Raw genomic sequence first — 24,865 nt, forward strand, 5'->3', positions numbered from 1 at the left:
TCGCTGAAGAATGGAACCTCACGGCAGGGTTGAGGAAATCTCCGTCATTCAAGGCGAGAAGGATGTCAATTGACCTCTGTGGTAATTTTTATGACGTAGGGGTGATATTTATTTGGCTCGTAGGAACCGATCCAAACTTGGTAAGTTCCTGCGAGCCATTGGCCGGCAATCCCTGGATTTTTACTTCTGCCGGGTGAGTCATCATTGCACCAACTCCCCCCAGGGCCACGGATCAAAAGCGTTGTGTCTGCACTGCTTTCAACTTGAATGCTGAGATAGTTAAAAAAAGCAGTCAGCGTCAGGACGTGGTCAGGTTCTTTGTCTACAAAACCAACGCAAGAGCCATTGGCTGTTTCTTTGCGACCGGCAATCCCTTCTGCGGCGATTGATCCGCCACTGATGCCGCTAATCGCTTTCGGGTCAGGTTTAAACTTAGGGCTGAGGGTAATCGTTTCAAATAAAGGCACCGAAGCCGGCTGCGCTTGCAAATCCGAGTGGTTCCAGAATCCAATCGCCACAACCGAAACAGCCACGGCAAATGTCCAGCCGCACACCTTCAACCATTTCGAGCGTTTATATAGCCCTCTGTCGTGCATTGCGATTGTCTATTGCGCTTTGGAAATCAGAGATTTTAGCATTTGAGGTTTAGATTTTAGATGAGAACTAAACCGCCGGCACCTTAAAAAAATTAAACTATTTTGAGTTAGGAACTTTGACCTATTCCCGGCAACTTTAACACAAAATGCACGAAATTCGTTAAAAGTTCCCCTAGGGAGTTCCTGCCGGCGGCAACTGAACTCAAGTTCCCTCTCTCGCCGTCTCCCGATTTCCCCCTCTATCTTCATTAGCAGGGCCAGCAGTGCCGGCCCAACGTTTAAGCTTCAAGGGTTATTGATTGGCGGAATGTTTACCGGCAATTTGTTCTCTGATCGATTGAATTTGTTGGGTGAGTTCTTGGCGGTGAGAGGCTTGCAACAAATAGCGGTAAATAAACCAACCGGAGTATCCCATGCCAACCACTTCAAAAATTCCACCTAGGAGCGGGATACTGTTGAACACATCCAACAGTGCCTGAAGCACTCTCAAGCCGAGCAACACACCGATGATCAGACCGAAGGAGTTGATCAGCTTTTTATTCTGTGCGAAAAACTCAGTCACGGAAGTCGGCAAATCGGACAAAGTTGAGAGAACTTGCTCCTTGATCTGCTGAAACTGGTCTTCAGTTGGGACAGGTGCCGGTGTTTCCTCTCCAACCCAGGCGTCAGGAGGCGGGGGTTCCGTCACCATACCGGAAACTGCTGGATCTGGCAAAGACGTTGCAGACGGCGTCTCATCGACTGGTTGCTCTGGAGTTGGTAGTTCGGTCATGGCACCCTCCTGTGGGTTATTCACACCTAAGACACTTTGCAAGCGGGTTTTATCCCAAGAGCGCTGATGAAGCAGTAGCCAAGATTGTATCAAATCTGGCCCGTGTACTTCGCCGGTGAGTGCCGCCCGCAGGGAGCGCATCAGCATCCCCTTTTTTACATTTTGCTCTTTTGTCACCTTTTTGATCGCTTCTTGGGCGTCAGACTCGGTGAGGGGCTGCTGGCTGTCTAATATAGCCAGAATCGCTTCTAAAACTTTGGGGGCGTCTGGTTGCTGGAGTTGGTCGGCTGCTTCCTCATGGAATTCTATCCCTTGGACAAAGAATACTCGGCTCATAGGCACTGCTTCATCAAGCCGGTTGAAGCTTGGGCCAATGAGGGCGGTGAGCTGTTCTAGCCAAGCGCGTTCACCGACTGGATCGAATTGATAACCAGCTTCTTGCCAGTAGGGAATGAGCAAGTCAGTTAGCTGGGGCACCGGCATCGCTTGGATGTAGTGCCGGTTGAGAGAGTTAAGTTTGTCCCAGTCAAACTTAGCACCGGCTTTATTCACGCGGTCAAAGCTGAACTTTTCTGCTGCCGGTGCTAGGGTGAATATCTCTTCATTATCGGGGGATGACCAGCCCAGCAAGGTCATGTAATTGACCAGTGCTTCAGCGGTATAACCCATCTGCTTAAAGTCAGAAATTGAGGTGACGCCGTCGCGTTTCGATAGCTTTTGGCCAGATTGATTGAGAATCAGCGGCGTGTGGGCAAATTCTGGAATTTTTGCCTCAAACGCTTCGTAGAGCAAAATTTGTTTTGGCGTGTTTCCGATGTGATCTTCGCCTCGGATGACGTGGGTGATTCGCATATCAATGTCATCCACGACGACTGCCAGGTTGTACAGGGGTTGGCCGATGTCGTCTTTGGTGGAGGCGCGGGCAACCACCATGTCTCCGCCAAGATCGCTGCCTCGCCAACTAACTTCGCCCCGTACTAAGTCATTCCAGATGATTTGCCGGTCATCGTCGATTTTAAAGCGAATGACTGAGGTGCGTCCTTCGGCTTCAAAGGCGTCCCGTTCTTCCTGTGTCAGGTTCCGGTGCCGGTTGTCATAGCGGGGGGCTTCTTTTTTGGCCTTTTGCTCCTCCCGCATTTGAGTCAGTTCTTCTTCTGTGCAGTAGCAGCGATAGGCTAGCCCTTTATCCAGAAGGGTCTGAATCATCTGCCGGTAGTAGTCAAGGCGCTGCGATTGAAAAAATGGCCCCGCATCCCAGTTCAGCCCCAGCCAGGTGAGACCCTCTAGGATATTCTCGGTATATTCGGGGCGTGAGCGTTCGAGATCGGTATCTTCTACGCGCAAGATGAACTGGCCGCCGTTATGACGGGCGTAGAGCCAGTTAAAGACAGCCGTTCTGGCTGTTCCGATATGTAAGTTGCCGGTTGGGCTTGGGGCAAGACGAACTCTAACAGTCACAGCAATCTCTCTTAAAGGCTAGATGCAAGTAGGCCGGCCAAAGTTAAGTATAAAATGGCCTTTCTACTTCTCTCTAAATTCAAGACACTATTGTTAAGCGTCTTAATACCAAGCTTACCAGAACGGGACTGACGGGGCTCGAACCCGCAACTTCCGCCGTGACAGGGCGGTGCTCTAACCAATTGAACTACAGTCCCTTTTTTTCGCCAAGATTCATTATGCACACATTTCTGAGCTTTGTCAAACACTTTTTTGAAAATGGCTGAGTGGGGCATGGGGCATGGAGCATTGGGCATTGGGCATTGGAAGAGGCGGTGGGGGACGCCGGCAGGCTTAAAAGCGGGTGAACCAGCAAGATATTTACTTGCCGTAGCAGTTATTCAAAATTTGGATAAGGATGCCAAAAATATTAGTAGTGCATCTTGCTCCCATAGATGACAGCCGGCAGGCAAGATGCCGGCACTACAAAAAATTGACAAAAATTGGGACGTACCCACCAGCTTTGCGTGCGATTGCATCTCCTTCTCAGCTGTGATGAGAACTTTAAATTATAAATTGGAACACCTTAAAGTGATTTGAGGTCTGGTCTAAATGATGCCTCATTAGATATGATATGAACCATTTAGGTTAAGGGAAGGCCGGCAGCAAACCTACTGAAAGACAAATAACCTGATATCGCTTATAACCTGATCTAACATCTTTGTGGCTTATTTTGAGTCAATTTGCTGCAAAGGCTTTATTATAAGATTCGTTAACTTTCTATTGAACGCCTGCCACCCGTGAGGAGCCGTAAACATGAAAACTATTCAAAGTTTGTTTATTTTCCCAGTCACGTTTCTTTCTCTACTTTCAGCTTTAAAACTTCAAGCGCAAACCAATTCAACTTATTTGTTTAATATGGAGTGCCAGAGCCGAACTCCTGAAATTCAGCAACCTTTAAAACCTGTTGAGCAGGCAACGAAGGTGAAATTCGGAAAGAATTCTTTCCCAGAAATTGCTTATCTCTATAATAGATATGTGTTGAAGGAGTCGGGAGATATTATAAATAACAGTGCGGCGGCATCTGAAGTGGTTTGTGGAGTGCCTTCTGGATTTTCTCAACTAAATTTGGAGTTCGGTTTAGACAGGAATAGCAAAGTAACTGACAAAGAAGATATTATCCTATTAGAAGTTTATAGCAATCGGCAGCTGGTGGGTCAAAGATATATCACGCGGGCCGAAGAAAAGCAAATCTGGTCGATTGATCTCCAAAACGCTCAAAGTGTCACGCTGAGAGCGGATTGCATTCACCCCGACTGGTGGAACAATTGCCCTCGTTTATCCTTTACGGATATTAGCTTAAATTGAGGCAAATTTGATTTGCCTAAGCAAGCTTTAAAATTTTAAAAGTGCCTCATTTTATTGGTTAGGAAAGGGTTACAAGGGTGCGATCAGCATTTTGTAAAAAGTTCACTAACCAATCTTTAACCACGTAAGTGGCGCGGCAGTCATCTTCGTTATAGCGTCGAATTGCGTCAAGAAAAGTGCGATCGCCGGTTTCTAACCAACGATCATACCAGAAGATACATTGAGCGCCATTTGCCTGCCGGTCGCGCCATTCAAAACCGACCCAACGGGCAATCGCTTTGAGGGCATAACTTTCCACCGGCAATATGGCTGCGCGTGTCACTCGTTCGTGTACATCCACAAACCGACTCAGCACGGGACGCCACAAATGGGAAGGAGTATTATAACGCTTGGCAAACTGTTTAAAAGTTTGAACTTCGTAATCACAAAAATGAAAAATTGGCGCATCGGGATATGTCCAAATCAAGTTTAAAAGTTGCTCCCAGATTGCGCCTTCCTCTGCCGGCTGTTCTGCCAAAAGTGGATAAAATGTTTCGGTTTTAGCTTGCCGATCAACCACTAAAACTCCGTGTAAAAATGCCAGATCCAATTCCGGCTGCGCTTCGATATCAAAATAAAGTTCAACCAGCGCAGTGGGTAACTCTGAGGGAGAAAGGGACAAACCTGCCGGTGTGGCAATTGCCTGATTTTGCAGAACTGATTGCGCTTGCAACACCAACTGCCCCGCCACTTCATCGGGAAACTCGGTTAAATGAGCAAGCTGCCCCGGATCTATGCCGGCGAGGGCTTCCACTGTTGTTAAATTCAGCGCTTGCAACTGGGTATAACGAACCGGCGTCACTCCCGGCAACAGGGACAGGTGTTTTGTTTCTGTGGCGATCGCGTAGCAACTGCCATACCAATGGCAATGGCTACAGGGATGACGGGCGATGAAAACTTCAGGTTCTTGCCGGTGGTGCAGCATCTCAATACATTCTGTTAGCATCTGCTGCATTTGAGGCATTCGCTGCCCCAAGTTCACCCGATAAGCGCCTTTCTCTCGCAATAGCAGCCCAGCCGTCTCTGGGCTAACTCCCTGCACAGATGCCAGCACATAGGCGTGAAAAGCCACAATAATTTGATAGTCTAGCTTCGGACGCTTGCCCAGTTTGATATCTGTGGGAACGTAAAGCCAGTTGCCAAAAGAAGACTCTCCGGGCTGTTTGATCAGTAAATCGGGGCTGCTTGCCAGTGTAAACCCTGCCGGCCCTTCGGCTCGCAGTATTCCCTGGTAAATGAGATCAACACCTTGGCGCATCAATTCTAGCGTTGCCTCAGCACCGGCAATGAAATCTCGCCGTGGGTACTGGGGTTGATGGTACGTCATGTCAGCAACAATTGCTTGCCGGTGTGCCCAGCTGTTTTGTTGCAGTTTCAACAGAAAGTCACTCTCGCACCCTTGCTGTTGGGCGTCTCCATAGGTATCTAGAAAAGACCGACGCCGGCACCGTTGGTAATTAAATAAAAGTTCAGCAGTCAAAAGCATACTTTTAGGCTAGCAAAAAACTGAGCCGACCGCATTGTTTCAGTGCTATTCAATAAAAATTTTCTGCCGGCTAGCATTTCTTCTTGACTCCTTACTTAGCGAATTTACTGAATTTTGGATGAAATTTTATAACTTATGCTGATAGATTGTTGTTTTTATAACTTTTTTGTATTGCTTTTCTTAAAGCATTGTCAAGGTTAATTATATTTTATGATAGTTGATTGATTTATATAAAAATTTCAATCTAACTTAATTGGATAGATTGAATAAAAAGTAAATTTTTCGTTTGTCATGGTGAAAAGACATTACGTTGAATCTCACCCTTACCTTTGTAAATATCATAAATAGTCGGTAAGGCCAGTTAAAACAGTAAAATTTACCTTAAGTCTGGGCTGGTGAATACGAAGGTACTTAGGTAAAACCCGGCAACTTGAAATCAGCCGATGTTATTTGTCAGGTTATTTCAATTTTTGAAAGAAATTCAAGGTAAATTTCACCGGCTGGCTCTTACAATGTCTAGAGCGCAATCCTAGCATTCTGGGCACCGGCAAGCGCGAAATGATATAACCTCCTTTGAACTGATGACTATGACGGGATCTACCCCACAACAAACTTCCCTAGAACGTCACCGGCAGCACTTCCCAGCCTTGGTGAATAAAGCCTATTTTAACTACGGGGGACAAGGTCCACTGCCTCAAGCCGCATTGGAGGCGATCAGGCAATCTTATGAAGAAGTGGAACGTGTTGGGCCATTTTCAGGAGAGGCGAATACTTGGATTAATCGAGAAGCCAGCCAAACGCGGCAAGCGATCGCCACAGAACTGGGTGTGCCGGCAGAAACGATTACCCTCACTGAAGATGTCACCGTTGGCTGCAACATTGCCTTGTGGGGTTTTGACTGGCAACCTGGGGATCACCTGCTGCTAACTGACTGTGAACATCAAGGCATTGTGGCAGCGGTGGGGGAACTACAGCGCCGGTTTGATATCGAAGTTTCCACCTGTCCCCTGATGGCGACGCTAAATGATGGCGATCCAGTAGCAGCCATTGATCAATATTTGCGATCTAATACTCGACTCGTGGTTTTAAGTCACATCCTGTGGAACACCGGCCAAGTTTTGCCCCTGGCTGAAATTGTCCAGCTGTGCCATAACCATTCAACTTGGGGACAGCCGATTCGAGTTTTAGTGGATGCCGCGCAGTCTGTCGGCGTCTTACCGCTGAATTTAACTGAAATTGCAGCAGACTTTTATGCCTTCACCGGCCACAAATGGTGGTGCGGGCCAGCCGGCGTTGGGGGACTGTATGTGCAGCCAGACGCCTTGGAAAGCCTGCATCCCACGTTTATCGGCTGGCGCGGGATTATTACGGATGGGAGTGGTCAGCCGGCAGGTTGGCAGCCGACTGGGAAGCGATTTGAAATTGCCACTTCAGCAGTGCCACTGTATGCCGGTTTGCGGAGTGCGATTGCACTTCATCACCAGTGGGGAAGTGCTGAGGAACGTTACCAGCAGATACAGAAAGTTAGTAAATATCTTTGGGAACAGTTACAAAATTTAGCCGGGATTAACTGCCTGCGAACATCACCCCCAGAAGCCGGGTTAGTTTCCTTCCAGCTAGACCCAACCCCACAGGATGCCGGTGCCACACATCAGCAACTCGTGCAATTCTTAGAATCACAAAAAATCATGGTGCGGACACTTCTTAATCCCCACTGCATCCGCGCCTGCGTTCACTACTTCACCTTAGAATCTGAAATAGACCAGCTAGTTGCAGGGATTTCAGATTTTAAATTTTAAGAGGTTTTGAACCTTAGCCAATCGCTAAAGTTAAATTAATTACATTGAACTGTTTTTTTATTCGGATAAACCAGACTTCAACTATTAGCCCGCAAATAAATTTTTGAGCGAGTTCGCGGGCTAGTGCAAAATGTGTGCTAACAAAAATCAACCTTCCCCCTAATACTTGAGAAACTAGAAATGTCACGACCTGTTTTATATATCGCAATTACCAATCATGGATTCGGTCATGCAGTGCGTGCTGCGTCTGTTGCCGCTGCAATTCAACAGATGAATCCAGAAATTCTCCTCGTGTTGGTCACAACCGCACCCCACTGGTTATTAGAATCTTATATTTCTGGGGATTTTATCGTGCGCCCTCGTGCCTTTGATGTGGGCGTTGTGCAAAGCGACAGCCTGACGATGGATAAAAATACCACGCTGAAAGAATTAAAACAAATCCGTGAGAGGCAGCGTTCAATTATCGCTACAGAAGTTAGTTTCATTCATTTAAATAAGGTGAAATTAATTTTAGCTGATATTCCTCCCTTAGCAGCACCTATTGCCAAAGCTGCCGGCATTCCTTGTTGGATGATGAGTAACTTTGGGTGGGATTTTATCTATCGGCCTTGGGGAGGAGATTTTATAGAAATGGCTGATTGGATTGGAGAGTGTTTCAGCCAGTGTGATCGCTTATTTCGTTTGCCTTTTCACGAAACGATGAGCGCTTTTCCTAATATAACTGATGTGGGATTAACGGGAGGTTCTCCTCGTTATAGCGAGGATGAAATCAGAGGCATTTGGGGCTTAACTGCGCCGCAGGAGAAAATAGTTTTACTCACTTTTGGTGGATTAGGTTTGGCTCAAATTCCTTATAGCAACCTGCAAAAATTTTCTGACTGGCAATTTCTCACCTTTGATCAGCAAGCACCAGATTTTCCTAATTTAATCAAAGTCTCTGGACAGCCTTCAAAAACTCCTCCATTTTCCCAGCTTCCCCTCTCTGCCTCTCAGAGTCTTTCCATCCGTCCCGTAGACTTCATGCCGCTGTGCGGACGAGTCATTTCTAAGCCTGGATATAGCACATTTGCCGAAGCTTTAAGGGTGGGTGTTCCGATTGTTTCTGTAACGCGAGAGGAATTTGCCGAATCTCCTTTATTGTTAGAAGGAATTGCTGATCGCGCTTACCATCAAATTATCTCACCGGCAGACTTTTTTGAAGGCAGTTGGGAATTTTTACGGCAACCGTTGCAACCGCCTCGCCTTAACACGTCCATTCCTAAAGATGGAACGGAAGCCATCGCTAGTGCTGTTGTTGATTATTTACAAAATTGTTAAAGGTTTGGAAATTATCAGAAAATGTGAGAGTCCGGCTTTCAAATTGTATAGCTGGGGAGTGTGTGGGTTTCACCGGCATATTCCCCAAGAGTTGAGAAACTGCTTAATTTTTTTCATGTTTAAGCTTGGGAAATCAGCAATCAATCGGCTTATAAATGCTGCCGGTAGAATGATCGGCATTAATTTCAACCACCAAATCCACCCAATCAGCACGGTTAACTAAAGGCTTGATAAATAACTCTGGGTGCAATGCTTTCCAGAAATAATAGACAAATTGCTCAATTTCTACATCGCTCATCCCCGCTTTACCGGCAGCCTTCATTTGATGTTCTGCCTGCTGTCGCCACTGTACAGAAAGCCGATAATCCACCGGATACAGCACCATTAAGCGATCTAAGCGCTGCCACAGGGGTAAATAATCGTGCAGCTTGGCATTCATATCACCGGCAAAACAGCGGTCAGCCGACGTGATAATTGGTGCCGGTGCCGTGTCAAAAATAGCCGGATCAATCGGTCGCGCCCCGACAAACCAACCTTCAAACAAGACAATATCAACGCCGGCAACTGTCTGGGAGTCCGTTCTATCACCGGCACCTCCCCAAGCAGATTTATCAAAGCGCGGAACCTGAACAGAAGGACGATCCAGCCGGCGCAACTGATCTAAAATCTCAATCCCTAGCTCAATATCGTGGGTTCCCGGTGGCCCACGCCAGATCAAACGCGGGTCTTGCTCTTTGAGCTGCTGCCGCTCACGATAAGTCTTATAGAGATCATCCAGGGACAGGCTGACAGTGCAGTAGCCTAAATGGCCAAGAATCATCGTTAGGCCGGCAGCTAAAGTTGTCTTGCCGGTGCCTTGTCCCCCCAATATCCCTTGAACTACAGGACGCCCCAAACTTTGCCGGTGTCCCGCCAACTGCACCGCCAAAGGCAGCCAAAGATGCCATAAGGTCTTTAATAAAGAAGGATTTTCCGCAACGGCTGGACGGAAACTGGGATAGACAGACTGAAAAAGCAGCCCTCGCTTTTGAACAATTTCACTAACATTCTCAGGCGTAATGCCAAATGCTTTGGCCCGCCGTTGATCTGAGCGTTCCCATGCTTCTAGCTGTTGCCAAACCTCTGCCGGGAGTTCGCCCTGATCCGCCCACTGTGTAAGAATTTGATTCAGCGATAAACTCGGTTGCTCCATGCCATCAGGAACCTAGCTTAAAGGCTTCTACAAACAGGCTGTAAGTCAAACCAATTTTAAGCGAATTTAATATTTGTACCAGCAGCGAGTTGGCTATGCGCCGGTTTGCGGCGTAAACAACCCAGCTGATCGCTTCCGTTAGCACGACCAAAATTGCAGCCACACTAATATCTAAGTTAGCTCTTTGTCCAGCGATGGTAGAAATAGCGCTTCCCAAGAAGACGCCAAACAACACACTGATTACCAGCAGCGAGATTCGCCGCCAAGGATTGCTTAACCATTGCCCAAACCGCCCAGAGGCGACATCAACCAGGCTGTTGAGACGGGTATTCTGCATACACAGGGCTGAGTGAGGAAAACATTCTTTTGCTAGGATATCCTGCTTTGTCGCAGCCGGTTTCAATCCGGCTTAACGGCTGCTGAATAGTAAATACCTAGCAGGTTCATAAAGACAAACTTATTTGCGTAACAGCTTGCCGGTAAGCCTAATCAAAAACTGGCCCCTGTCATCAAAGACACAACAGAGGACAGATCCAAAAAAAATTACACCGGCGGTTGCAACCGCCGATGGAAAATTTATGCAAGGCGTAGCGCCCTACACCATACTAAAAAATGAATGTTAATTTCAGTCAACACTCAGCACGAACCTTGGCTGAGGGGTGCCGATATTGATAATTGCGTATTCGATATTGGCTATTTACAGCCGGCACAAAGCGAAATGAAAGAATTTCGGGCGCTTAGCTAGAGTTTTTCTCCACCCGATCTCCTTATTTTGCCGTGCGATTTACTCGATTTTCTTCCCAACACATACTTAAGCAGTTTTATTAGGCACACCCCTGGAGAGGCCAACCTCTCGATAAACTCTGGCTTACAGCCCGTCGCCGGCAGCACCCTAATTAAAAGTAAGGCTCGACAGCAAGTCGTTGACTGCCAGACTAATCGAGACAACTTGAATATCCCGTCACACAATCAGGTATTCTAGTTAGACTTAAGCTCACTTATCTCTAAGCAAGCTTGAGCGTTTTTAACTCGCTTCCCCCGTGGGGTGTGTTTTCAAGGCGCGGTCTTTGATTTCAACGGACACTGAGTGCTAAGCTCGGATTCGTGCCCGGACTGCCCTCCAGCACTTTTAAGCTAGGGAACAGGAAATGATTTTCTTCAACGTATTGCGCCCCAAATAGACCCTTTTCTGCCCAGAAATATCGGTCAGTGGTGTGTTCGTTCCTTTTAACTAACAGCAAGGCAGGTGGAAGGATACCCTCGGTATGGATAAACTTGCGAGCAGCTGTGACTGGTTTATCTTCGCCACTTTCGATACTATACTGAGGCACGTGCTCAAGAATTCGACGCCCTTCTTGCCGACGACGGCTCTTACGTTTACGTCTCCTGGCCAACCTCTTTACCTCCTCTTTCAGCCGACGGGTGTAGTGATAGTTACAAAAACCGTCGCAAGTATATCTGTTCCCGTACAAAATATCAATCTCTCTTAACCTTTGTACATAATTTTCCTGAACCCAGTGTAGATATGGCTTCTGGCGATTCAGAAGCAAGAGAGGCCGGAAAAAAAGCTACACTATCTTTAACAAAAAAAAATATTCTTTAATAAAAGTTAAAAATCAAGCCTTGGGAGAAGTCAAATCCCGGATGGGAATCGACAGAGAATCGACCTGTGGCCTGAAAAGTGGGTGAATAAGGGCGGCTGCCTGTCCATCCCAATTGACCGGCAACGGAATTTTCCTATTACATTTGCCTCGCTTAGCCGCAAACCTATCACAATCATAATAGAGGACAAGTCTACTTTGCTTGAGACAAAACCCCTTAATTTGATCGCCGTTGTTAAAAAACCCACAGTCACTTCATGTTGATGCCTGCGAGTTCAGAATTTGTTGCGCTTTGCCGAGCGCAGTTAGCCCTGTTAACTCAAGGGCTGAGAGCGTCCTTAAGTGTGGTGTACTTGACCGAAGAACTGGTAGAGGGGGCAGAAGCCAAATTAATTCCGATTGCGGCTTACCCAGAAACGGCTGTGGTGTGGGAAGAAAACGCTCCCTTAAGGCTTTTACCCGAACGAGCCGGCGCGGCGTTCCCTCGCTTACTCTCTGCCGCACCGGGTATTATCCCATCGGTAGATGCATTAATTGATTCGCAAACACCTTTTTTTGACCAGAAGGCAGATCGGGGGCAGGCGGGGGAGGGCGATGAAGAAGATTCCTGGCAGCAACAGCGCCAAATTATCCTGCCTCTCATGCATGAGGGGGTGGTGATGGGATTGTTAGTCACCAGTCGAGAAGATCGGCCTTGGAATAAACGAGAGCGCTCTCAAATCGAGCGAATTGCTCACACCCTTGCACTGGCTTGTATTTTAGACCAGCGCTCTGAGTGGTCAGATCATAACTATCGCCAGCAGCAGCTGATTCACGCTCAGCAACACGACATCCTGGATAATTTGCTGCACCAGCTTCGCAGTCCACTTACAGCCTTAAAAACATTCGGCAAACTGTTGCTAAGACGCCTACTGCCAGGAGATGGCAACCGCGATATTGCCAGTAGCATTGTCCGGGAAAGCGATCGCTTACAAGAGTTGCTGCAACAGATGGATCGAACCATAGACCAAGACCGGCTGGAAATCGAGCCGGCTCCTTTAGCGGTTAATTGGGAAGCAGTGCGAACCTCAGAAGGCGCTTCCCGACAAACCGGCGAACCGACACCCAATTCCCAAATATTACCCCTGCTGCCGGCATCCCCCCTAGAGTTGTGTTCCGTTGCCCAAGTGCTGGAACCCTTGTTAATATCAGCCAGAGCAATTGCCGGTGAGCGCCTACTGAGTATCATCACCGGCATTGTGTCCGATTTACCGCCAGTTCCGGCTAATCCCAAGGCATTGCGCGAAGTATTGAGCAATTTAATAGACAATGCCTTGAAATATACACCTGCCGGTGGGCAGATTTATATTCAGGTTGAGAAGCGAGCCGGCGGGGGAGAGAATCCAGAACAATTGCGCCCTTTATCCCATCACCCCATCATTCCCTCAAATTCCGCTTCTGAGTGGATCGTATTCAGCATCTCAGATACCGGCCCTGGCATTCCGCCACAGGATTTGGAGCGGCTCTTTGAGCGGCATTTCCGAGGCGTTCAGGCAGAAAGGGAGATTCCCGGCACAGGTTTGGGCTTAGCGATTGCTAAAGATTTGGTAGAACAAATGCAGGGTGAAATTCAAGTTTTTAGCCCTGCGAAGTTGGAGAAATGGAAGGCAGATATTCCGAATGCGGGGCCAGGAACGATGTTTGTTTTGTGGCTGCCGGTGGGAGGAGAATGCTGAGCTTTTGAGTGGGGAGCGGAGAAAAAAGAGTTTAATCTGTGGTGTGTAGTTTATTTTTTATTGTTGCAAAAATAGGCAAAATTGAAATATATAAATGCGAACGATATCTCAAAATAAAAGCGTTCGCAACCCGTTAAGATTGCGAACGCTTAATTAAGTGACTTTACAGAAGTTAAGAAGCGCGGCGGAAGACTAAATCTGAGCGTAAGGTAAGATTTAGATCTTTGTTGGGGTCAACTGAAATCAGATCGACTTTGTTGCGACCTTGGAAGACGCCAATTAGGGTGAGCACGCTGCTCAAACCGGCACCTAACAACACTTCTTCAGTGGCGATGGCTTTATCGCCGGTAACCGCCGAGATTGCCGCTGCTGCTGCTGCACCTAAGGCTGCATTTCTCAGCACTTTGGCGATATTAATCCCCTTGGTAATTTCTTCTGTTCGGGTAACGACAGCAGAATTAGCACTGATCGCGCTGCGTGTGCCATTTGGTAGCACCAGTTCTTTGGCGACAAACTGAGCGCCGCCTTGAACTAATTGCAGTTCACCGACGATCTGGCTTCCGGTAGGAATTACCACCGTGTTTTGAACCGAGACATTTTGAGCCACTGTCAAGGTTACAGGTACGGGTTTGGGTTCGTTAGTAGCGAGGAGAATTTTCTCTGCTTTTGAGTAGTTGACTGGGATAGTTGTCCCTGTCTTAACAATGACGCGATCATCTACGGGCGGGGTTGGGGTTGTTGCCCCAGCCACGATGTAAGGTGAGGTGAGGGCGGTTGCTTGACCGGCACTCACTAAGGCTTGGTAGATGAAGGCTGCCACTTCAGCGCGTGTGGCGACTTGGTTGGGATTTAAGTATTTAACATCGGGATAGTTGACGACAATGCGTTTTTCTGTGGCTGCGGCAACACTGCCACGGGCGTAGTCTGGGATAGCCGTGGCGTCAGTGTAACCTTGCAAGACGGTGCCGGTAGCGGCAGTGCTGGTGTAGTTCAGCCCGTTTGCCAGCGACACCAAGGCTTGTGCGCGAGGAATATTTTGTTCGGGGTTGAAGACATTGCCAGGATAGCCGGTGAGAAATCCCATCTCATAGGTATCTTGAATCGCAGTGTAAGCCCAGTAGTTGGACGAGACATCGACAAAGTTGATGCCGGTGCGAACATCGGCTTTATTAAATGCTTTACGAACCATTGCGGCAAACTGTGCCCGTGTCACCGGCTCATTCGGTCGGAAGCTGCCATCGGGAAAGCCTTTAATAATATCTCGCGATGCTAGCGCTTGTATAAAATCTCTAGCCCAATAGTTGGTACTGACATCAGAAAAGCTGGTTTGAGCAAATGCTGGGGCCGTAACCACGATGGGTGCGGCAGCACCTGCAATCATACCAAAAGCGATTAAGGCAGCGGTTCCTGATTGCAAACGATTCATGGTCATAATCAATGTTCTCCAGAATACATGAGAGTGAGTAGAGGCACGGCCTGCTGTGTTCTTGCCTAGCTAATTAAATAGACATAAGGATGCAACACTTGTTCCTAGGCTGAGTTTGGCAGATAAATGAAGTTAATTTAGCAAAATAACGGGGTTAATTCGTGATTTTGCAGGGTTTTTCTTTAACTTTCCTAATTGTTACAGACGCATTGCTGTTAAATTTGTTGCACTCAGTTGCTAGTTCACCGATAGCCGGCCCATGCTTAGCAGTGATGTAAGAAAATGTGGGAATTGGGTTGATAAGATTTTATTTAAATTGAATATTTATCAATCGCATCCCTCATAACCAATACCTACGGCTAGGTACGGGGGTGATCAGTCAGGTTTTGGTAAGAATTGCTACCCCAGTTTCACTCAGCTTACCGAAAAACTTGAGAGCACCTACTAGAGGTGCTCCTGGCTTGGTGTGATGATGAACAAGCGTATCTATAGCGGTTCTCAATCGGATGAAAAGCTTGGAAAAGTCAGAAAGGCATTGGGGGGGGAACCCCCAAACCCCCCATTGGGTGACGGGTGCGTCCCCCAAACCCCCTCCACAAGGGGTGAGCGGCTGAGCCTCATATAAGTGAGCAGTGCTATATTTCAGTGCTGACGCACCTGATACAGAGGGTGGCCGGCTTTATTTTGCCGTGGGTTAGCGCAGCGCTAACTCAGAACGTAAGGTCAAATCCAGATCGGTATTGGGATTGATCACGACGACGGTATCTTTTTTGCGCCCTAGCAGCAGTCCACCGAGGGCACCGACACCGGCACCTCCGAGGACTTCTTCGGTGGCAATGGCACGATCGCCGGTGATTGCTGAGATGGCGGTTGCTGCCGCTGCACCGATGGCTGCACCTTTTAAGATGTTGCCGGTACTGACACCTTTATCGATCTTTTCGGTTTTTGTAACGACCTCAGAACGGGCATTCAGGGGGATGGGCCGGCTATTACGCCCCATTAGCAGTTCTTTGGCGACAAATTGAGATCCGCCGTTTGCCGGTCGCAGTTCCCCAATAATTTGACTGCCGACAGGAATTAAAATCGTGCCGGTGGATGATTTGATGTTTTGAGCAACTTTTAGGGTCAGAGGTGCGGTTTCATCCGGCAAAACGAGGATTTTCTCGGCATCGTCGTACCTGACTCGAATCTCTGTGCCGTATGGAAGGCTGGCATTCGAGCTATTTGGCGGCGCATTCCACCGTCCGTTCGTTGGGCGCGATGGGGACGGGTTCTGTTGTCCGTTTTTCGGACGTGTTGGCGGCGCGTTCCACTGTGCGTTAGCCGATTGCATTTGCACAAGCGGTGCGCCGGCAGCAAGGCTGATTGCTAATGCCATTAGCGCAGCCGTTTTAGATTGCCATTTTTTAGTTTTAAACATAGATAGCTCCCTCAGGAGACGCCAGTATTGGTAGGAACAAGTGATGTGTTGCTCCTATTTAGGGTAGACCTGAAGTTTACTCCAGTGTTCCTGAGTTTTTTAGATTTTAAATTTAGTTATTATCTAATTCATTTTATTGAGAATTAATACTTAGATTTCTTACAAAACTCGATAATATTGCTAATAGCTTAGGTGCGTTTTTTTACTTTGGTTTCTGAAATTGAAACGGTTGTTTAAGTCAAAAATGCTCCGCCCCCGGCAGTCGTCATTAGCCCTGGCAGCTGGCAACGCAGGCTTTTTGATTGAAAAAAAGCCGGTATGTGGGTGGGCATGAATAAATGCCACACCTGAATGGTTAGAAGCTGTTAGGAATTTTTGAGACGTTCAAGGAGTTGATCGAATCTGGCTGTCGCGAGTGCCATGTCATGAGGCGGCAGTGCTGCTAAGTCGTCGTCTTGCTGGTGACTCATGCGTAAGTCTTTATCATCACTGAACCAGTTAACGGCACCGCGCAGTCGGGTGGAGAGAAATTTGGTGATAGCTCGATAAAAACGTAAAGCGAAAAGTACGTCTAACTGTAATTTTTCAGTTAAGGGTTGTCGCGGAATCGACAAAACAACGGAGTCTTCGATGGCTTTGACGGTGGCAGCCGGCGGGCGATCGTCTACGAAAGACATTTCTCCCAAGACTTCGCCGCAACCGATGGTGCTGATTTCTCTGTTGCCTAAAGCCGCCATCGAAACGGTTAGGGTGCCCTCAAGTACGATGTAGAGTGCGTCTGTGGGTTTTCCTTCTTCGATGAGTACGGTGCCGGCAGCGATTTCTTGCCGGCTGCCAATTGTCAGCATCCAATCGAGATCCCGATCGTTTAACTCGCCGAGGATGAATAAAACTTTTCTCATAGATGGCTCATTGGCAACAGCTTGTTTGCCGTTATCTCTCAGATGCGGATAGGGTCTATACATATTCTCCCTCGATTCTCACATAGACAACAGCTGCGCCAATGCTTTCTTAGGCGGACGAGCGGGGTGCCAGCCGCACAGCCCCGCGCTTTCAGTAGTTTTACAGTTGACAGAAATCTTTTGTTTGCAGCATAGCGTGCCGGTGATTTGTCACCTAGAGGGGTCAGACCCCCCATTTGCGTGGGATTATGCGGGGTGCCGGTGTTTTTCAATTTCTGCAATGGGTAACAACAAGGTATTTTCTATTTCCTGCCGCACCTCACGGGACAGATAACAATCGCTATCCAAGCAATTGACTAGCAACAAGTTGGCATTGTAATACTGCTGAAGCAATTCCTTTTGGTCTTGGCTGAACTGCCAATCGTGCCCAATATTGCGATACTTAATCATTACGGCTCTTAATTGCTTAGTCCAAGCCCGACCATTATCTTTCCACCATTCTTTAAATATTTTTTCCTCAGCATTTAGAGTCGGTAATTGTTCTTTAAGTTCTTGCAGTGTTTTCTTGAGGTCGAGGGAGAGGGAGTGGTCGAGGTAGAGGGAGAGGGAGTGGTCGAGGTCGAGGTAGAAGGAGCGGTCGAGGTCGAGGGAGCGGTCGAGGTAAAGGGAGCGGTTGAGGGAGTGGTCGAGGGAGCGGTTGAGGGAGCGGTCGAGGTCGAGGGAGCGGTTGAGGGAGTGGTCGAGGGAGCGGTTGAGGGAGTGGTCGAGGGAGCGGTTGAGGTCGAGGGAGCGGTCGAGGGAGCAGTCGAAGTAAAAAGCCCGAACTGCTGCTGGTTTGTATGAACCCTCAACTGAATCAGATTTCTCCCTTAGCCATATCAAGAACTCCTGCAATTTCTGATCATCTTCTACAAGCGAATCAGCTTGCTTTTTCATGAGCAGCAATAGCCGATCTGCACTTGGCGACATCCCAGCCGCGAGTAAAAAGACTTCCCGCCAGCGTGTTTCGGTGATGTGGCTGAGCAGATTTTGCAATGCTTCCTCTGATGATTGTTTGCCGACAATAATCTCTCTAGCTGTGAAATACTCATGAAATGTCAGGTGGGAAAATGAGTAAATTCCCTTAGCCCTTTCTACTAATAGCCCGTGTTGAGCTTCAATGGATTGTAATACTTTCTCACTGTCCAGTTGCAATGCTTTCAGGCTAGTCTTAGCATGGGGTAAATTGCGGATGTAATCTGTGATGTAGAGTTCTGCTGCTTTTTGCTTGAAGAAATAGTCTCCTTGTTCAAAGGTAGTCAAGGCTATTTTGCTGAGTAAATCTTCCTTACCTTGAACGGATAGCTTTTTGTAAATCTGATAGCGCTCAATTCCGCGCTTAGCATCCCATTTCTTCAGCAGTGCATCCAGTCCTTCTTTGTACAGTTCAGACCGATTTGCCGGAAAATCTCCGGATTCTTCAAAGACCAAACATAAGAGCGTCAGCAACAGCGGATTTGTGGCCAGCTCTCTGATTCGTTGATTGCCTTTAATACGTTTAAGAAAAGTTTCCGATTTGACGACTTTACCCTTAAACCAGTTGGTTGCAAACGTAGCAATTTGATTATCATCAAAATCAGAAATTTCCACCTCTGTAAATTTATCAAAGGTATATTCCCGCGCTGCAATCCGGCAAGTCATCACAAAGTGACTGTCATGATACTGCTCAGAGAAATCACGAATTTCTTTTAAAACACGTTCGCTGTCATCTTCTCTAACTTCATCCAAGCCATCAAACAAAACCAACGCTCTACCGTGGGTAATTGCCTCTTTGACAGATATGCAAAAATGCGTTTCTGCGCCAACCTTAGAAAATTGCTGATAGATGTATTCCAGTGATCCGGGTTTATTTGTAGCCTTAGAAAATTGCTGACAGATGTATTTCAGTAATCCGGGTTTATTTGCAGCTTCTGCAAAGTCCTTGAGGGTGACAAAAACCGGCACTCGCTCTGCCTGAAATTTTCCCGCAATACACTGCATCGCTACATACTTCAAAAATGTGGTTTTTCCCGCTCCCGGTTTTCCCAAGATCATCAGCTTGGGATTTTTCTCGACGGCATCCAGTCCTGGCACTCGTTTTTCAATGATTCTACCAAGTCCAAAACGCTCAAAATCCTCTGAGTTACATTCTTGCAATAGTTCAGCAATGTCTTTGCGTCGGCGTCCTGTAATTTTCTCCAGAATATTCACGTTGGTGTAGATATCATTCAACCCGATAGGCTGAGTCATATCCAGCACGCGCATTGTGCCGCAACGTTCTTGAATAATGGGTTGTACCTTTTCCCGTACCTCTTGCACAAGCGCGTCAATCTCAATTTTGCGGGTTGGATTTGGCTCAGGTGCTGCCCGTTCTTGTTCTTTGGGTAGATCGTTGGCAATCTCCTCCCAATCCAGACCTAACTTTCTGCAAAGACGGTCGAAAATGATGTGGTCAACTGGTTTGCCAGTGAAAAATTTGGTGGGTTTTACCTTTTCCCTCACCTGGCGTACCAAGCTATCAATATCAATCACCTCGCGTACCAAGCTATCAATCTCAATTTTGGGGGTTGGATTTGGCTCAGGTGCTGCCCGTTCTTGTTCTTTGGGTAGATCGTCGGCAATCTCCTCCCAATCCAGACCTAACTTTCTACAAAGACGGTCGAAAATGATGTGGTCAACTGGTTTGCCAGTGAAAAATTTGGAAATCGTAGAGCGACTCAAACCAGTGTCACGCCTTAAACTCGTCTGATTCCACGTATTTTTGTTTAGAGCTATGTTTGCCAACCGGATGCCGTCTGAAGATGCCTTGAGCGTACGTCTTCCCATAAGTTAACTACAAAAGTTTCATTTATTTTACTCGCGGCAATAGGTCTTTATTTTCCAACTCATGCAACTTATGCAAGTTGTACATGAACTCAGACATAACGCATACAGGGTGGGTGTCATCCTGAAAGAGTCGTGATTCAACATCGATTTATGACCACTGCTGCACTCATCTTTATACTCCAAATTTTAGCCGCCTTGCTAGTTGAAGAGTCAGCAAAAGCCGGCTACCGAAAGCTCAAGAAGAGTAAGATTGTGAGACGGAAAATTTGGGTAATGTGTTCTTGCCTTATCATCCTTTGGAAATCGCACAAGCGTAAGTAAAAATTGGACAAATAAAAGTCACGGAGATTAGGCGCACACAGAATAAACCTGCCTTGATAGGTTTAATTGTTTTAAAATAATCCTGTAGCGTGAGCGCCTAACCACCGAGGCTAACCCATGACAAAAACAGAAATCTTGGAAGCATAACAGATGAGTGCAGAAGAGCGCTTGGAAATTATCGAATCTATCTCGCGGATGATGCGCGAAGATATAGAAGAAAAGGCTAGACTCAAAGCTGAAAAATAGCAGAAGTTAGCAGTAGCAGCAAAAGCCGCACTTCCAGACTATATGCCCGGAAATTTGCTGCATGATTGATGGTTATCTGACAGTGAAGATGATGACCAATTTACTAAGAAGTAAATTTAACGCGTGGCTACCCTTGCTCTAATTTTTCAATCAACTCCGCCGCTTCAATTAAAGAAACAACCGGCCTTTCACCGAGATAAACTTTATCTAATAATTCTATGGCTTGCCGGCTGAGAATCCAATTACCGGCATCCTCTGGATCGGGTTGCAATTGCGCTTCGCCTCCCGCCGCACACACCAGATCGAACATCCAATCAATATTTTCCTCAGTTTCTCCCTTCTCCATCATTTGAAACAGTTTGCCCAACCGCTTGTTTCCTTGCAGACGAGACGACACCAAATCCACCACTGAGATGCCGGTTTGCGCTTCTACTCCCTCAAAAATGTTATATAAATAAGTGCAAGCTTCACTATCGGTTAAATCGGGCAGCCGGCGCTCAATTCGTTGCAGCAAATTCTCTACAAACGGCACGCCCAATTGTGCCTCTAATACATCAATTGGCGATTCATCTTGAATGACGATCACACCTGATGTCAACATATCGTCAAAATTCGCTTGAAAGTCTGCCGGCAATTCTTTTAATAGCGTCTCACTCGCTTGCCGGCTCATTGTTAATCCCTGCTCACTCGTGCTGAAATCTCTGCCGGCTTCAAATCCATGTTCTATTAAAAGTTTATAGAGAAGCGTTACCGCCTCTTGATACATTTCTTGCAAAGCTTCCTGCGGCAGTAGATTGCTATATGCCCAAATTTTATCTTCAGCCGGCAGCGTTTCTATTACCTCAAACAAAAGAGACGCCATCTGTTTCGCAGAAATGCGCTGCTCGAATTCAGAAATTTGCTTATCCACTACCGCGACATCGTGAGTCTTGATCGCCTTGGCAATTAAACTCTTTTCACGGCTATAGCCAAATCCTTTCATACAATCGTTTTCCTTTAAGCCGGTATATCTGTTAGGGGAGAGGGCATCGGGCATCGGGCATGGGGAGATTTGATAGAATCTTATGGGTTGCCGGCAAAAATGTAAACAATTGTAAAATTAATTGATAAATAGCTGTAATCCTTAGTCTGACTGGCACACAATAGTTATTTGGAATGCTCAACAGTCAGACAACATGGAAAGCAACAACAGCCGGTTAGGAAAAACTGAAAACGGAAAAGACAAAAGATTGCTGCTCGTTTTAAATTTATAACCTTGACTTTATTATGATTCCGCATCAACTGATCCTAAAAAACTTTCTAAGTTACTCGGACGCAACCCTAGAGTTTGCCGGCTTGCACACCGCTTGCATTTGTGGGCCGAATGGTGCCGGTAAATCTTCCCTACTCGAAGCGATCGCCTGGTCAATTTGGGGTCAAAGCCGCGCCGCCTCGGAAGACGATATCATCCACATGGGAGCCAAAGAAGCCCGTGTCGATTTTACCTTCCAGAATAACGATCAAATCTATCGCATCATTCGCAGCCGGCAGCGAGGACACGCATCTGGCTTGGAATTTCAAATAGCCACCGGCGATGGTTTTCGGGCGTTAACCGAACGCGGCGTTCGGGCGACGCAAGAGAAAATTATTCAACATTTGAAACTCGACTACGACACGTTTATTAACTCTGCTTACTTGCGCCAAGGTCGAGCTGATGAATTCATGCTCAAGCGCCCCACTGAACGCAAAGAAATTTTAGCGGAGTTGCTCAAACTCAACCATTATGACGAATTAGCAGAACAAGCAAAAGACCGCTCACGCCAATTTAAAGGTCAGATAGAAGTATTAGAGCAGAGTTTGCAATCAATTCAAGCTCAATTGCAAGTCAAGCCGGCAATTGCCGAAGAACTCGCGCAACTTGAAGAAATTATCGCTCAGTTGCATCGTGAACAAGACAGCGATCGGCAACAATTGCAACAACTGCAAGCTCAACAGCATCAACGACAAACTTGGCAACAACAGCAAGTGTGGCACCGGCAGCAATACGATCAGCTCAGCAGTGAATGCGATCGCTTGCAACAAGAACTTGCCACTACGCGCCGGCGACAGCAAGAATTAGAAGCACTTTTGCAACAGCAACAAGCAATTGATGCCGGTTACGCCCAATTCTTGCAACTGCAAGCCCAAGAAGAAATTCAAGTTTCCAAGTGGCAAACCCACCAAGATATTCAAGAACGCCGGCAGCAGGTGCAACAACAGCTTACGCAACATCTGTCTTACCTTGGCGGCCAAATTTCTTCAGCCAAAGCCCAGTTAGACGCCTTATTGCAACAGGAAGAAGAAATTCAGCAAACCCTGAAACAAGCGCCAGAAATAGAAGCCGGCATGGCTCAATTGCAACAAGCGCGGGATAGACTGGCCGGCCTGGATCAGTTGCAAACTCAAGTCGCCCCCCTAATTCAGCGCCGCAACAGCCTGCAAACCGAACTGGAACGCGCCCATGCTCGGATGAGTGCTCGTCTGGAAGAACTTTATAACCAAGCTTACCAACTGCAAACGCAGCAACAACATCAGCCGCAACTGCAAAAAGCGATCATGGAAGTGGCCGGCCAGTTGGAAGATTTAGAGAAAAAGCGCGTTTACCAGCAGCGAGTGCGGGAAAAAGGACTGGAACGGCGCAGCTTTATGGAACGCCTGCAAGCGCATCAGCGGGATTATGAGATGAAGCTCTCAGAAATGGAGCAAAAAATGCTGATGTTGCAAAAGGGAGCCGTTGAGCAGGAAAGTCGGGGAAATTCTGCGATTTCACTGATGAACTCACAATTTCCGCCCTGTCCCTTGTGCGATCGCCCGCTAGATGAACATCACTGGGACTTGGTGATGGAAAAACATCAAGCGGAACAGCAAGAAATTCTCAATCAGTTGTGGGTGGTGCGAGAGCAACTGGCCACATCCGAGCGGGAGATTCAAGTTCTACGAACGGAATATCAGCAGCTAAGCCACGAACTGGCCGGTTATGACGCCCTACGAGAGCGTCGCGGCAGCTTGCAGGCGCAATTAGATGCGACAACATCCGACCGGCACCGGCTGCAACAATTGGCAGAGGAAAAAGAAAAGCTAGAGCGAGCGCTCTCCACCGGCACCTATGCCACTGAGGTGTATGCAGAACTGCAACAGCTTGACGGGAAATTGCAACAGCTCAACTACGACGAGAAAGATCACGCCCTGACTCGCGGACAGGTGGATCGCTGGCGCTGGGCGGAAATTAAGCAGGCAGAAATTAAAACCGCAACGCGCCGGCAAGCCCAAATTGACGCCCGCAAGCCAGAATTACAAGCGCAAATCGCCCAACTCACCCAGGATCTCGAACAGCAGCAAACGTCTTCGGAATTTTCCCAACAAATTGCCGGTCTTGAGCAGCAGTTGGCTGAACTCGGTTACGATCGGCAAGCCCATAAAGCAGTCAGTGAAGCCAGAGGCAAGGCGCAAACTTGGCTAGCGCGTTACCAAGAATTGCTATCCGCCCGTGAACAGTACCCGCAACTGTCTATCAGGGCAGAGGATCTAACCAGCCGGCTGCAAGTGCGAAATCAAGACCGGCAAGCGATCGCTAACCAAATTGAAAGCATTAACCGGCAGCTATTGGAAACCCCGGATGCCGGTAGTAAGATTCAATCCTTAGAACAGCAAATCTCAGCGCGACGCACTCAGTTAGATAGCCGGCTGGCGAGTTTAGGGCGTTTGCAACAACAACAGCAGCATCTTGAAAACCTCCAGATGCAACTAAGCGAACAGCAGCAACAATTGCAAACCGGACTCAGGCAGCAGCGCGTTTATCAGGAACTCGCCGCAGCCTTTGGCAAAAATGGTATCCAAGCGCTGATGATTGAGAATGTGCTGCCCCAATTGGAAGCGGAAACCAATCAAATTTTATCGAGGTTAAGTGCAAATCAGTTGCACATCCAGTTTGTGACGCAACGAGCCGGTAAAAGCAAAAAAGCATCCTCTAAGAGTGCCGGTAAACTCATAGACACCTTAGATATTTTGATTGCCGATGCCCGGGGCACGCGCCCTTACGAAACTTACTCTGGCGGGGAAGCCTTCCGCATTAACTTTGCCATTCGTCTCGCCCTCGCTCGTTTGCTGGCACACCGTTCTGGCACAGCCTTGCAAATGCTAATTGTGGATGAAGGGTTCGGGACACAAGATGCAGAAGGATGCGATCGCTTAATTTCTGCGATCAATGCCATCGCCCCTGAGTTTGCTTGCATTCTCACCGTCACTCATATGCCGCAATTCAAAGAGGCTTTCCAAGCTCGAATTGAGGTGGTTAAAACGCCCAATGGGTCTAAAATCAGTCTTTCTGTTTGATGGGGATTGGGCAGGGGGCATGGGGAATTGGGTA

The 24,865-nt window shown here is 47.5% G+C and carries 17 protein-coding genes, 1 tRNA gene and 1 pseudogene; 6 read left to right on the top strand and 13 right to left on the bottom strand.

Annotation, left to right across the window (positions count from 1 at the left end):
• Window positions 1-65: 65 nt before the first annotated feature.
• The 4 genes and pseudogenes from H6F56_RS08620 to H6F56_RS08630 all read right to left on the bottom strand — a co-directional run bounded on the left by H6F56_RS08620 (window position 66) and on the right by H6F56_RS08630 (window position 3,023).
• Window positions 66-596, bottom strand: coding sequence for a hypothetical protein (locus H6F56_RS08620; protein ID WP_206753393.1), 531 nt, complete (start codon window positions 594-596; stop codon window positions 66-68).
• A gap of 292 nt (window positions 597-888) precedes the next feature.
• Window positions 889-1,368 carry a CAAD domain-containing protein gene (locus H6F56_RS26235; protein WP_309236483.1) on the bottom strand — a complete coding sequence of 160 codons (480 nt, stop codon included), beginning with the start codon at window positions 1,366-1,368 and terminating at the stop codon, window positions 889-891.
• A gap of 27 nt (window positions 1,369-1,395) precedes the next feature.
• Window positions 1,396-2,826 (bottom strand): annotated as a pseudogene (gene gltX / locus H6F56_RS08625) (glutamate--tRNA ligase); the annotation flags it as partial.
• Window positions 2,827-2,949: 123 nt separating this feature from the next.
• Window positions 2,950-3,023: transfer RNA gene (locus tag H6F56_RS08630), tRNA-Asp, on the bottom strand.
• A gap of 598 nt (window positions 3,024-3,621) precedes the next feature.
• Here H6F56_RS08630 and H6F56_RS08635 point away from each other — a divergent pair.
• Window positions 3,622-4,173, top strand: a complete 552-nt coding sequence (locus tag H6F56_RS08635) for a hypothetical protein (protein ID WP_190666855.1) — start codon at window positions 3,622-3,624, stop codon at window positions 4,171-4,173.
• Between the two features lie 58 nt (window positions 4,174-4,231).
• Here the strand turns inward: H6F56_RS08635 and H6F56_RS08640 are convergent, their stop codons facing one another.
• Window positions 4,232-5,698: a TM0106 family RecB-like putative nuclease gene (locus tag H6F56_RS08640; RefSeq protein ID WP_190666856.1), complete on the bottom strand. Its 1,467-nt coding sequence runs from the start codon at window positions 5,696-5,698 to the stop codon at window positions 4,232-4,234.
• Between the two features lie 587 nt (window positions 5,699-6,285).
• Here H6F56_RS08640 and H6F56_RS08645 point away from each other — a divergent pair.
• On the top strand, window positions 6,286-7,497 hold the full coding sequence (locus H6F56_RS08645; protein WP_190666859.1) for an aminotransferase class V-fold PLP-dependent enzyme: 1,212 nt from the start codon (window positions 6,286-6,288) through the stop codon (window positions 7,495-7,497).
• A 180-nt stretch (window positions 7,498-7,677) separates the two neighbouring features.
• Window positions 7,678-8,814: a glycosyl transferase gene (locus H6F56_RS08650; protein ID WP_190666861.1), complete on the top strand. Its 1,137-nt coding sequence runs from the start codon at window positions 7,678-7,680 to the stop codon at window positions 8,812-8,814.
• A 133-nt stretch (window positions 8,815-8,947) separates the two neighbouring features.
• Here H6F56_RS08650 and H6F56_RS08655 read toward each other — a convergent pair whose 3' ends face one another.
• Together H6F56_RS08655 and H6F56_RS08660 are read right to left on the bottom strand one after the other, a co-directional pair.
• Window positions 8,948-10,006, bottom strand: coding sequence for a glycerate kinase (locus tag H6F56_RS08655; protein WP_190666863.1), 1,059 nt, complete (start codon window positions 10,004-10,006; stop codon window positions 8,948-8,950).
• A 4-nt stretch (window positions 10,007-10,010) separates the two neighbouring features.
• Entirely contained in the window at window positions 10,011-10,343 is a 333-nt protein-coding gene (locus tag H6F56_RS08660; RefSeq protein WP_190666864.1) for a DUF565 domain-containing protein, read from the bottom strand.
• Window positions 10,344-10,622: 279 nt separating this feature from the next.
• On the opposite strand from H6F56_RS08660, the gene H6F56_RS26800 reads away from it, so the two are divergent.
• A complete protein-coding gene (locus tag H6F56_RS26800; protein ID WP_255513697.1) occupies window positions 10,623-10,751 on the top strand; it encodes a hypothetical protein in 129 nt (42 codons plus the stop codon).
• A gap of 328 nt (window positions 10,752-11,079) precedes the next feature.
• On the opposite strand, the gene H6F56_RS08665 is transcribed toward H6F56_RS26800, so the two are convergent.
• Window positions 11,080-11,400: a DUF3155 domain-containing protein gene (locus tag H6F56_RS08665; protein ID WP_190666866.1), complete on the bottom strand. Its 321-nt coding sequence runs from the start codon at window positions 11,398-11,400 to the stop codon at window positions 11,080-11,082.
• A gap of 470 nt (window positions 11,401-11,870) precedes the next feature.
• Here H6F56_RS08665 and H6F56_RS08670 point away from each other — a divergent pair, with 470 nt between their 5' ends.
• The gene (locus H6F56_RS08670) at window positions 11,871-13,322 is read left to right on the top strand and encodes a sensor histidine kinase (protein WP_242031919.1); all 1,452 of its coding nucleotides are present in this window, start codon (window positions 11,871-11,873) and stop codon (window positions 13,320-13,322) included.
• 172 nt (window positions 13,323-13,494) lie between these two features.
• Here H6F56_RS08670 and H6F56_RS08675 read toward each other — a convergent pair whose 3' ends face one another.
• From H6F56_RS08675 to H6F56_RS08695, 5 genes are all read right to left on the bottom strand, one after another.
• On the bottom strand, window positions 13,495-14,754 hold the full coding sequence (locus H6F56_RS08675) for an S-layer homology domain-containing protein (protein ID WP_242031920.1): 1,260 nt from the start codon (window positions 14,752-14,754) through the stop codon (window positions 13,495-13,497).
• 688 nt (window positions 14,755-15,442) lie between these two features.
• On the bottom strand, window positions 15,443-16,168 hold the full coding sequence (locus H6F56_RS08680) for a hypothetical protein (protein ID WP_190666870.1): 726 nt from the start codon (window positions 16,166-16,168) through the stop codon (window positions 15,443-15,445).
• Window positions 16,169-16,533: 365 nt separating this feature from the next.
• Window positions 16,534-17,070: a cyclic nucleotide-binding domain-containing protein gene (locus H6F56_RS08685; protein WP_190667146.1), complete on the bottom strand. Its 537-nt coding sequence runs from the start codon at window positions 17,068-17,070 to the stop codon at window positions 16,534-16,536.
• A 246-nt stretch (window positions 17,071-17,316) separates the two neighbouring features.
• On the bottom strand, window positions 17,317-19,914 hold the full coding sequence (locus H6F56_RS08690) for an NACHT C-terminal helical domain 2-containing protein (RefSeq protein ID WP_190666872.1): 2,598 nt from the start codon (window positions 19,912-19,914) through the stop codon (window positions 17,317-17,319).
• Between the two features lie 694 nt (window positions 19,915-20,608).
• Window positions 20,609-21,517, bottom strand: a complete 909-nt coding sequence (locus H6F56_RS08695) for a hypothetical protein (RefSeq protein ID WP_190666874.1) — start codon at window positions 21,515-21,517, stop codon at window positions 20,609-20,611.
• Window positions 21,518-21,747: 230 nt separating this feature from the next.
• On the opposite strand from H6F56_RS08695, the gene sbcC reads away from it, so the two are divergent.
• Complete coding sequence (sbcC, locus tag H6F56_RS08700) at window positions 21,748-24,831, top strand: exonuclease subunit SbcC (protein WP_190666876.1); 3,084 nt, start codon at window positions 21,748-21,750, stop codon at window positions 24,829-24,831.
• Window positions 24,832-24,865: the final 34 nt, after the last annotated feature.

It is taken from the genome of Microcoleus sp. FACHB-672, from assembly GCF_014695725.1.
Lineage (GTDB): Bacteria > Cyanobacteriota > Cyanobacteriia > Cyanobacteriales > Oscillatoriaceae > FACHB-68.